General features: G+C 67.3%; 7 protein-coding genes. 4 read left to right on the top strand and 3 right to left on the bottom strand.

The features are described from left to right. Positions 1 to 159: 159 nt before the first annotated feature. The 3 genes from ACEN9P_RS00295 to trxA all read right to left on the bottom strand — a co-directional run bounded on the left by ACEN9P_RS00295 (position 160) and on the right by trxA (position 2,600). Positions 160 to 447 (bottom strand): type B 50S ribosomal protein L31, encoded by a 288-nt coding sequence (locus ACEN9P_RS00295; RefSeq protein WP_074574709.1) that lies wholly within the window; start codon positions 445 to 447, stop codon positions 160 to 162. A 309-nt stretch (positions 448 to 756) separates the two neighbouring features. Then, positions 757 to 2,019 carry a transcription termination factor Rho gene (gene rho, locus ACEN9P_RS00290; protein ID WP_007875125.1) on the bottom strand — a complete coding sequence of 421 codons (1,263 nt, stop codon included), beginning with the start codon at positions 2,017 to 2,019 and terminating at the stop codon, positions 757 to 759. Between the two features lie 248 nt (positions 2,020 to 2,267). Next, positions 2,268 to 2,600 (bottom strand): thioredoxin TrxA, encoded by a 333-nt coding sequence (trxA, locus tag ACEN9P_RS00285; RefSeq protein WP_477664432.1) that lies wholly within the window; start codon positions 2,598 to 2,600, stop codon positions 2,268 to 2,270. A gap of 179 nt (positions 2,601 to 2,779) precedes the next feature. On the opposite strand from trxA, the gene ACEN9P_RS00280 reads away from it, so the two are divergent. The 4 genes from ACEN9P_RS00280 to ACEN9P_RS00265 all read left to right on the top strand — a co-directional run bounded on the left by ACEN9P_RS00280 (position 2,780) and on the right by ACEN9P_RS00265 (position 10,939). Continuing rightward, a complete protein-coding gene (locus tag ACEN9P_RS00280; protein WP_495620763.1) occupies positions 2,780 to 5,383 on the top strand; it encodes a PD-(D/E)XK nuclease family protein in 2,604 nt (867 codons plus the stop codon). After that, the gene (locus tag ACEN9P_RS00275) at positions 5,380 to 8,682 is read left to right on the top strand and encodes a UvrD-helicase domain-containing protein (RefSeq protein ID WP_495620762.1); all 3,303 of its coding nucleotides are present in this window, start codon (positions 5,380 to 5,382) and stop codon (positions 8,680 to 8,682) included. The genes ACEN9P_RS00280 and ACEN9P_RS00275 overlap by 4 nt, the downstream gene beginning before the upstream one ends. Before the next feature lie 65 nt (positions 8,683 to 8,747). Then, the gene (locus ACEN9P_RS00270) at positions 8,748 to 9,380 is read left to right on the top strand and encodes a hypothetical protein (RefSeq protein ID WP_495620761.1); all 633 of its coding nucleotides are present in this window, start codon (positions 8,748 to 8,750) and stop codon (positions 9,378 to 9,380) included. Between the two features lie 239 nt (positions 9,381 to 9,619). After that, a complete protein-coding gene (locus ACEN9P_RS00265) occupies positions 9,620 to 10,939 on the top strand; it encodes a TIGR03862 family flavoprotein (protein WP_495622112.1) in 1,320 nt (439 codons plus the stop codon). The last annotated feature ends 4 nt before the right edge of the window (positions 10,940 to 10,943 follow it).

The following is a 10,943-nucleotide window of genomic DNA, read 5'->3' as shown; positions in this document are numbered from 1 at the left end:
CGGGAGGGGCGGCAAGACTGCCGGGCCGCCATCCCGGGCCATCGGTGATTTTGCGTCAAACCGGGCCGCGAGGTTTTGCGGCTGCCGGCAAATTTTGCCGAAAAAAAAGCAGCCTGAAATTCAGGCTGCTTTTTGCAGGCTGGCGAAAGGATTCGCAGCTTACTTCGCAGCTTCGGGCGCGGCCTCTTTGGCGGCGGCGGTGGTTTTGCCGAAACGGTTGCGGAATTTCTCGACGCGGCCGCCCATGTTGTCGACGGATTTTTGCGTGCCGGTGTAGAAGGGGTGCGATTCGCTGGACGTATCGAGCTTGTACAGGGGCAGTTCGCGGCCGTCTTCCATGGTCACCATTTCTTTGGTGTTGACGCAGGAGCGGGTGACGAACTTGAAGTTGTTGGACAGGTCCAGGAAACAAACTTCGCGGTAGTTGGGGTGAATGCCTTCTTTCATGATCTTTCCTTGTTCGATGCGGGAGCCACACAAGCCAGTCCTGGGCACTTTCCGCTAAGCCACACATTATAGCACCCCTGTCCAAGCTTACTGCGTGTAGCTTGTTCTCCCCTCAAGGGGACGGCGCCTGGGGCCGGCGAAGCCGGACCCGCGGCCCCCACTGGCGGGATATCTTCGTCGCTGGTCGCACCCAGAGGATTCTTCAAGCCAGCATGAGCGCGCGGAACCGGCTTTGCCGGGCCGCCCCCTCGGGGGGCAGGGAGCTACACGCAGTGAGCGACCGTGGGGGCCATATTTGGCGAGGCGGCGTTAGCCGCCTCGCCTCATCATGTCGAAGAATTCGTGGTTGTTCTTGGTGGCCTTCATGTTCTTGAGCATGAGCTCCATGGACTCGATTTCATCCATGTTGTACATGAATTGGCGCAAAATCCGCGATTTTTGGAGGATTTCGGGTGCAAGCAGCAGTTCTTCCTTGCGGGTGCCGCTGCGGTTGAGGTGGATGGCCGGGAACACGCGTTTTTCGTAGAGGCGGCGATCCAGGTGGATTTCGCAGTTGCCGGTGCCCTTGAATTCCTCAAAGATCACCTCGTCCATGCGGCTGCCGGTGTCGACCAGGGCTGTGCCGATGATGGTCAGGCTGCCGCCTTCTTCAATATTGCGGGCCGCGCCGAAAAAGCGCTTGGGGCGCTGCAGCGCGTTGGCGTCGACGCCGCCGGTCAGCACCTTGCCGGAGGAGGGCAGCACGTTGTTGTAGGCGCGGGCCAGGCGGGTGATGGAGTCCAGCAGGATGACCACGTCCTTGCCGAGCTCGACCAGGCGCTTGGCGCGTTCGATCACCATTTCGGCCACATGTACGTGGCGCGCGGCGGGTTCGTCGAAGGTGGAAGAAATCACCTCGCCGCGCACGCTGCGCTGCATTTCGGTCACTTCCTCGGGGCGTTCGTCCACCAGCAGCACCATCATGACCACTTCGGGGTAGTTGGCGGTGATGGCGTGGGCGATGTTCTGCATCATCACGGTCTTGCCGGACTTGGGCGGCGCCACCAGCAGCGCGCGCTGGCCTTTGCCGATGGGCGAGACGATGTCGATGATGCGGCTGGTCAGGTTTTCTTCGCCCTTGATGTCGCGCTCGAGCTTGAACTGCTCGCGCGGGAACAGCGGGGTCAAGTTCTCGAACATGACCTTGTGCTTGTTGTCTTCGGGCAGGCCGTCGTTGACCTTGTCGAGCTTGTTCAGCGCGAAGTAGCGTTCGCCGTCCTTGGGGGTGCGCACTTCGCCTTCGATCATGTCGCCGGTATGCAGGTTGAAGCGGCGGATCTGGCTGGGGCTGATGTAGATGTCGTCGGTGGACGCGGTGTAGCTTGAGTCAGGGGCTCGCAGGAAGCCGAAACCGTCGGGCAGCACTTCCAGCACGCCGTCGGCCACGATGGTCTCGCCGGTTTTTGCACGTTTTTTGATGATGGCGAACATCAGCTCCTGCTTGCGCATGCGGCCGACGTTTTCGATCTCAAGGGCTTCGGCCTGCTTGAGGACTTCAGACACGTGCAGTGCCTTGAGTTCGTTTAAGTGCATGGAATTACTCCTTGCGGAGTTCATTGATGGAAAACGGGGGAGGTTTGAAAAGAAGCCGCAGAAGGTGGCTTACAAACCGGCAACTCGAACCGGGCGGCGCGGGCCGTACCGGTGAATAAGGCACATTATGACAGGAAATTCAGGCGGGAAACGGGGGCTAATTTCATGCGCGCGGGGCGGGTGCCCGGGGGGAGGGGCGCCGGTCAGGAAGCGGCGGGGCGCCGTGCTTCCTTTTCCGGCGCGAAGCTTCAGGCCAGTTGCTGGTCGATGAAGGCGGTCAATTGGGCCTTGCTCATGGCGCCGACCTTGGTGGCGGCCAGCTGGCCGTCCTTGAACAGCATCAGCGTGGGGATGCCGCGTATGCCGAACTTGGCGGGGATGTCGCGGTTTTCGTCCACGTTCATCTTGGCGATCTGCAGCTTGCCGTCGTAGCCGGTCGCCACTTCATCCAGGATGGGAGCGATCATCTTGCACGGACCGCACCATTCGGCCCAGTAATCCACCAGCACGGGTTTGGTGGATTGCAGCACATCGGCTTCGAAGGTGGCATCGGTGGTATGTTTGATCAGTTCGCTCGCCATGGCGGCTCCTTTGTCTTGGTTAGGATGGTTACGATACGTAGGGCTAAAGTTGCAGTCATTGTGGCAGAAAGCAAGTGGCCGGGTCGGGCAGGCAGGGGCTATCACCCTGATAGCCATCCGCTCAATCCGCCCGCGGCCCGTCCCAAGTTGCCCCCTGTCGCCCGTCGCAAACCCTACTCATGCCACCAGCCTCCATCGCCGACCTTGCCGACACCGCCGCCCCGCCTGATGCGCGGTGCTGGCGCCAGGCCATGGCCGCGCTGGCCGCGGCCATCGAGGCGCGCGGCGTGCACCCGGCCGAATGCGTCGTGCTGCTGCCCTATGCGCAGCTGATCCAGCAGGCGCGCCAGGCCTGGGCCGCGCAGGCCGGCGACACCTTTTTTGTCCCGCGCTTTGAAACCACCATGAACTGGGCCGGCGGCCTGGGCGGCACGCTGGGCCTGTTCACGCCCTCGGGCGACGATTTGCGCATGGACGTGGCCGTCGACATGCTGACCGCCGCCTCGCTGCTGGAGCGCGCCGGCCTGGGCAGCCAGCAGGATGCGCTGGCCAGCCGCCTGGTCGAGGCCGCCTGGAGCCTGGCCGGCGTGGCCGCCGCCGTCATGACGGCCAGGCGCCGCGCCTGGAGCGAAGGGCTGGCGCAGACCCTGGGCGCGGGCCTGGATTCCCCGGTGCTGGCGCTCGAAGCCGCCGTGGGCCGCATTGCGCTGGCCTGGGCCGCGGCCTCGGCCTACCCGACCGACCGCCTGTTCCAGGCCCGGCCCCTGCTGTTCGCCGTGCTCGAAGGCTTCCAGGCCGACCCGCTGACCGAGGCGCTCAAAGCCCATTTCGGCAAGCTGTCCCTGTCCATTCCCTTGTGCATTCCCCTGGAAGCCGGCCCGCCGCCCGCCTTGCATGCCGCCCAGGACGCCGAAGACGAAGCCGGCCGCGCCGCCGCCTGCGTGCTGGCCCACCTGGCGCAAGGCCACAGCCCGGTCGCGCTGATCGCGCAGGACCGCCAGCTCACGCGCCGCGTGGGCGCCATGCTGGCCGAGCGCGGCATCGCCATGCGCGATGAAACCGGCTGGAAGCTGTCCACCACGCGCGCCGCCGCCGGCCTCATGAGCCTGCTGCGCGCCTTGCCCTGGGATGCTTCGACAGACGCCGTGCTCGACTGGCTCAAGAATGCGCCCGCCTTTGAGCCCATGCTGGTGACCGCCGCCGAAACCGAGCTGCGCCGCGTCGGCGTGCGCGCCTGGCGCGACCTGCCGGAATTTGCCGCCGAAGACATCGTGCCACCGGCCTTTATGGCCACCCAGCCGCTGGCCCTGCAGGCCAATGCGTTGCGCGCGCCCCTGGCCCGCGCCCGCCCGCTGGCTGTGTGGCTGCGCGACCTGCGTGCCGCGCTGCAATCGGCCGGCCAGTGGGAGGCGCTGGCCGAAGACGAAGCCGGCCAGGCCGTGCTCGAGGTGCTGCGCTTGTACGAGGGCGCCGAGATTGAATTCCAGGCCTCGCCGGTCATGCGCCTGCATGATTTCACCCAATGGGCCAACCAGGCACTCGAAGGGGGCAAGTTCGCGCCGCCGCATCCGGCGGCCGAGCAGGTCGTGATCCTGCCGCTGCCGCAGCTGCTGGGCCGGCCCATGCGCGCCGTGGTGCTGCCCGGCTGCGACGAGATCCGCCTGCCGGTCTCGCCCGAGCCCGCCGGCCCCTGGACGCCCACCCAGCGCGAGCTGCTGGGCCTGCCCTCGCGCGAGACCCTGGCCGCCGCGGCCCGCCAGGCCTGGCATTACGCCTTGCAGGCGCCGCGGGTTGACGTGCTGTGGCGCAGCAGCGAGGCCGGCGAACACCTGATCCCCAGCGGTTTTGTGCAGGAACTGCTGCTGGCGCAGGACGACGCCCCCCAAGAAACGCAAGCCGCCGCCGACCCGCGCAGCCTGCGCGCCGTGGACATCCAGCCCACACCGCACCCCTTCCCGACCGGCGAGGCCTTGCCCCTCACGCGGCTGTCGGCCAGCGCCTATGAAGACCTGCGCCGCTGCCCCTACCGCTTTTTTGCCCTGCGCCAGCTCAAGCTGCAGGAGCCCGAGGAGCTGGAAAGCGAACTCGGCAAGCGCGACTTCGGCAACTGGCTGCACGGCCTGCTGCGGCATTTCCATGAAGCGCTGAAAGCGCAGCCCACCGGCGACCCGGCCGTCCGCGTCAGCATGATGGATGCGGCGGCGGACCGCGCCGCCCAGGAACTGGCACTCACTGAAAGCGAATTCCTGCCTTTTGCCGCCGCCTGGCCCGGCGTGCGCGAAGGCTACCTCGAATGGCTGGCCGGGCACGAAGCTAGCGGCGCCAGCTTTGACGAAGCCGAGGTCTGGCGCGAAATGCCGCTGGGCGAGCTGACCTTGCTCGGCAAGCTGGACCGCATAGACCGCCAGGCCGACGGCCACGCGCTGCTGATCGACTACAAGACCGAGCCGCGCGCCACCACCGCCGAACGCATCAAGGGCGGCCAGGAAGACACCCAGCTGGCCTTTTACGCCGCGCTAATGAGCGACGACACCCTGGCCGCGGCCTATGTCAACCTCGGCGAAAAAGAGCCGACCAAAACTTACGAACAACCCGAGATCGTCGGCCTGCGCGACGAACTGATAGACAGCATCCTCACCGACATGGCCCGCATCGCACGAGGCGCGGCCCTGCCGGCGCTGGGTGAAGGCAAAGCCTGCGACTACTGCGCCGCGCGTGGTTTATGCCGCAAAGATTTCTGGAGTCTGGACGAGGACGCTACCGCCGGGGAGGAGGGCGCATGACACCACCGGCCAACACCCTGGTCGCCCACACCGCCGCCTACGAATGCAACGGCGAGCCGGTCTCGGCCGAGGCTTTTTATGCGATTGCCTGCGACCCGCGGCGCAGCGTCGCGGTCGAGGCCTGCGCCGGCGCCGGCAAGACCTGGATGCTGGTCTCGCGCATCGTGCGTGCCTTGCTGGACGGTGCCACGGCCGCGCCCGGCCAGCAGGTCTTGCCGCATGAAATCCTGGCCATCACCTTCACCAAAAAAGCCGCCGGCGAAATGCGCGAGCGCCTGGACGACTGGCTCAAGGCCTTTGCCCACGCCGACGACGCCACCCTGCAGCGCGAGCTTGAAATGCGCGGCGTACAGCTGGACCTGGCCGGCGCCAAGGGCCGGCAGGCCGCGCAACAGCTGCGCGAGCAGCTGTCCAATCTCTACCGTTCCATCCTGGCCAGCGGGCGATCAGTGCAGATACGCACCTTCCACAGCTGGTTCGCGGCCTTGCTGCGCAGCGCGCCGGTCGCGGTGCTGCAGCGGCTGGAACTGCCCGTCAACTACGAGCTGCTCGAAGACGACGCGCCCGCGCGCGCCCTGGTGTGGCGGCGTTTTTACGCGGCGGTCGCGCTTGACGCCGCGCTCAAGGCCGACTTCGAGGCCGTGGTGCTCACCCACGGCCGCTTCCAGACCGACAAGGCTTTGCAGGCTGCGCTCGACAAGCGCACCGAATTCACGCTGGCCGACGAAAAAGGCGTGATCGCCGCCTCTGTGCAGCCCTTCGCGGCGCAGTTCACCGAATTCGGCGGGCTTGACGAACCCGAAGAACTTCTCAGCACCAACCGCTTTCACCGGCAGACCCTGAGGGACGCCGCCATGGCCCTGGGCCGCGCGAGCGCGCCGACTTTTTCGGCCAAGGGCGTGGAGCTCGAACAGGCGCTGACGGCCGGCGACTTCCCGGCGGCCATCGCGGCCCTGCTGACCGAAAAAGGCACGCCGCGCAAGTTCGGCGAAAAAATCATCGGCATCGAACAGGTGCGCATCGCCCAGGACCTGGTGCTGCGTGTGATGGCGGCGCGCCAGCAGCACGACGCCTGGCAGCACCAGCAGCGCATGGCGCGCCTGAGCCGCGTGCTGATCGCGCAGTTCACCGCCCTCAAGCGCGAACGCGGCTGGGTCGATATGAACGACGTCGAGCGCGCCGCGCTGCTGATGCTGGCCGACCCCGTGCTCTCGGGCTGGGTGCAGGAGCGCCTGGACGCGCGCATACGCCACCTGATGATCGACGAGTTCCAGGACACCAACCCGCTGCAGTGGCAGGCCTTGTATTCGTGGCTGATCGGTTATTCGGGCGCGGGCACGGCGCCCAGCGTCTTCCTGGTGGGCGACCCCAAACAAAGCATTTACCGCTTCCGCCGCGCCGAGCCGCAGGTCTTTCGCGCCGCGCAGGCTTTTGTGGTGCACGGCCTGGGCGGCGATCTGCTCAGCTGCGACCACACGCGCCGCAATGCCGAGGCCGTGATAGACACCGTCAACGCCGCCATGGTGACGGCGCGCGAAGCCGACGCCTATGAGGGCTTTCGCGAGCACACCACGGCCTCGGGCCTGGCCGGCGCCGTGGGCCGCCTGCCGCCGGTTCCGCGCAACAAGGACGAGGAAGAAGCCTCGCCGCTGGCCGCCGGCTGGCGCGACAGCCTGACCACCCCGCGCGAACTGCCCGAGGAAACCCTGCGCACGCGCGAAGCGCGCCAAGCCGCCGCCTGGATATCCCAGCAGATCGCCGGCGGGCTGCGGCCCCAGGACGTGATGGTGCTTTCGCGCAAGCGCGCCGGCCTGCTGCCGCTACAGGACGAACTGCGCGCGCTGCACATTCCCGCTCAGGTCGGCGAAAAAACCGAGCTCATTGATTGCTGCGAGGTGCTGGACCTGGTCGCCTTGCTCGACGTGCTGGTCTCGCCGCAGCATGACTTGTCGCTGGCGCGCGCGCTGCGTTCGCCGCAGTTCGGTCTGTCCGATGATGGACTGGTGCAACTGGCTTTGCTGCAGCGCGAACACGGCAAGCCCTGGTATGAGCTGCTGCAAAAAGATGAATTGCTGGTGCCTGAGCTGCAAGGCCTGGGCGCAACACTGGCGCGCTGGAAAAGCTGGCTCGACAGCCTGCCGCCGCACGACGCGCTGCAGGGCATTTACGACGACGGCGACGTGCTCGCGCGTTTTGGCGCCGCGGCGCCCACGGCCCAGCGCGGCGCGGTGCTGGCCAATTTGCGCGCGCTGCTGGGCGTCTCGCTGGAGCTGGACGGCGGCCGCTACGCCACGCCTTATGGTTTTGTGCGCGCCCTCAAGGCCGGCGGCACGCAGGCGCCGGCCACTGTCAGCGGCGAAGCCGTGCGCCTGCTGACGATTCACGGCGCCAAGGGCCTGGAGGCCGAGGCCGTGCTGCTGCTGGACACCGACACCGTCGAGCGCAATGCCGACAGCATGGGTGTGCTGGTCGACTGGCCCGGCGAGGCCACCGAGCCGCGCAAGTTTGTCTTCCTGGTCAGCGAAAGCCGGCCTCCGGCCTGCGCCGCCGACACCCTGGCCGCCGAGCAGGCCGCCCGCAAGCGTGAAGAACTCAATGCGCTTTATGTGGCGCTCACGCGCGCGCGCCACACCCTGGTGATTTCGTCCATCGAGCCGCACCGCGTGACCACCGAAAGCTGGTGGCAGCGCCTGCAGGGCTTGCTGGGCGAACTGCCCGCGCCTGTGGCCGATGAAACGGCGGGCCGGCGCCCGGACGCGGCGGATGCCGGCGTGTTCTACCTGCCCGAATTGCCCGAGCTGCCCCAGGCCCTGATGCTCCAGCCGCCCGCCGTGGAGAGCCTCGATGAGGATTCGCTCAAGGCCCGCATAGGCAAGGCCATGCACCGCCTGCTCGAATGGGGCGGCGCCTTGTTGCCCGAACAGGTGGCAGCCGTGGCGCGCGAATTCCGCCTGAGCCCGGCCCAGGCCGCGCAGTCGGCCGCGCTGGCCGGCCGCATCCTGGCCGGCGAGGGTGCCTGGGCCTGGCGGCCCGAGGTGCTGGCCTGGCAGGGCAATGAAGTCGATCTGGTCTACGCCGGCCAGGCGCTGCGGCTGGACCGCCTGGTGCAGCGCAAGGATGCCGGCCATGAAGGCCACTGGTGGGTGCTGGACTATAAATCGGCCAGCGCCCCGCAGCGCCAGCCCGCGCTGGTTGCGCAGCTGCAGGCCTACCGCGCGGCGGTGCAGCGCATTTACCCCGGCGCGCCGGTCAAAGCGGCTTTTCTGACGGGGCAGGGAACTGTGGTCCTGGTTGACTGATCACACCGGGCCTGTCCGGCGCCCATTCCTATTCCTTCCACTTCATGCCGGCTGAAAGGCACCCCATGTTCAAGCACTTCGCCGCTTCCCTGGCCCTGGCGGCCACCCTGCCGCTGGCCCTGGCGCAAAGCCCCACACCGGCCAATCCCACGCTGCGCCTGCGCGCCACGATTGAAAAAGTCGATGCCACCAGCCTCACGGTCCGGGAGCGCAGCGGCGAAGTCATCACGCTGGCGCGGCCCGCCACGATGGATGTCTCGGAAGTCTTTCCGCTCGCGCTGGCCGACATCAAGCCCGGCAGCTATATAGGCACGGCCGCCATGCCGCAGGCCGACGGCAGCCAGCTGGCGCTTGAAGTCGTGGTGTTTCCCGAAGCCGCGCGCGGCACCGGCGAAGGCCACCGCCCCTGGGACCTGCGGCCCGAAAGCACCATGACCAATGCCACCGTGGCCGACCTGGCCGCCGCGCCCACGTCGGTGCCCGGCGGGCAGAAGCTCACGCTGCGCTACAAGGACGGCGAAAAAACCGTCATCGTGCCGCCCGATGCGCCCGTGGTCTCCTTCAAACCCGGCAAAGCCGACGAAAACACGCTGCTGGTACCCGGCGCCAAAGTGATGATCACCGCCCAGGAGCAGGGCGGCAAGCCGACCGCGCTGCGCGTGATCGTCGGGCGCAATGGTTTTGCGCCGCCCATGTAAGGACCGGTGGCCGGTCGCTATCCCAGCGGCCTCTCCCTGTAATAATCGGGCCATCCTGTTCCGCCGAGCCGCGCCCGTTTGAGGCGCTTTGTGTTCGCGACCGCGAACATTCCGATTTTCCTGTTTAACCTGTGGCCGCTGCATGCGGAACCTCCTTGACACCTGGCGCATCCCCTCTTGACTCCACCCCGGCCGCCGCATTGCGTGTGGCCGTCATAGGCGGCGGGCCCGCCGGCCTGATGGCCGCCGAGGTATTGGCTGGCGCCGGCGCGGCCCTGAGGGTAGAGGTCTATGACGCCATGCCCTCGGTGGGCCGCAAGTTTTTGCTGGCCGGCATAGGCGGGCTCAACCTCACGCATTCCGAAGCGCCGCAGGCCTTTGTGGGCCGTTACGGCGAGCGCGCCGCGCAACTGCAGCCGCTGCTGGCCGCCTTCGGCCCCACCGAGCTGCGCGCCTGGGCCGAAGCCCTGGGTGTGGAAACCTTTATCGGCAGCTCGGGCCGCGTGTTTCCCAAGGACATGAAGGCCGCGCCGCTGCTGCGCGCCTGGCTGCAGCGCCTGCGCCAGGCCGGCGTCAAGTTCTCCATGCGGCATCGCTGGCTGGGCTGGGCCGAAGACGGCGCGCTGAAGTTCGCAACGCCCGCCGGCGAGCTGCTGGTACAGGCCGATGCCGTGGTGCTGGCGCTGGGCGGCGGCAGCTGGGCGCGGCTGGGCTCCGACGGCGTCTGGGTGCCGCTGCTGGCCGCGCGCGGCGTGGCGATTGCGCCGCTGCTGCCTTCCAATTGCGGGTTTGACGTTGCAGCGCGGCCCGACAGCCCCGCGCAACTGCAGGAGGCCGCTGCCGAGCCCGGCGAAACCCGCCGCGAATTCTTGCAGGAGCTGATAGGCAAAAGCCCGCGGCCCCACACCGGCTGGACCGAACATTTCGCCAGCCGCTTCGCCGGCCAGCCCTTCAAGTCGGTCGCCATCCATTTCACCGATTCGCGCGGCCGCAGTTTCAGCCGCAAGGGCGAGTTCATCGCCACCGCCACCGGCGTCGAAGGCAGCCTGGTGTACGCCGCGTCCAATTTGCTGCGCGACGAGATCGCCGCCCACGGCAGCGCCACCTTTATGCTGGACCTGCTGCCGGACAAATCCGCCGAACAGGTGCTGGTCGAGGTGCGCCACCCGCGCGGCTCGCGCTCGCTCTCCAGCCACCTGAAAAGCCGCCTCAACCTGGACGGCATCAAGGCCGCCATGCTGTATGAACTGCTGGGCAAGGACGCGATCGCCGACCCGGTGCGCCTGGCTGCCGGCATCAAGGCCTTGCCGGTACGCGTGACCGCCACCCGGCCGATTGACGAAGCCATCAGCACCGCGGGCGGCGTGATGTTCGAAGCCATGAACCCGCAACTGCAGCTGCAAAACCTCAAAGGCCCAGGCCAGCCCGTGTTCTGCGCCGGCGAGATGCTGGATTGGGAAGCGCCCACTGGCGGCTATTTGCTGACCGCCTGTTTTGCCAGCGGCCGTGTAGCGGGGCAGGGCGTTCTCGCACACTTCGGCGTGTCATCAAAAATCTGATGAG

It is taken from the genome of Polaromonas sp. Polasp52, assembly GCF_059491565.1.
The sequence above is the reverse complement of the archived record's forward strand: the minus strand, read 5'-3'. Positions and strand labels throughout refer to the sequence as shown.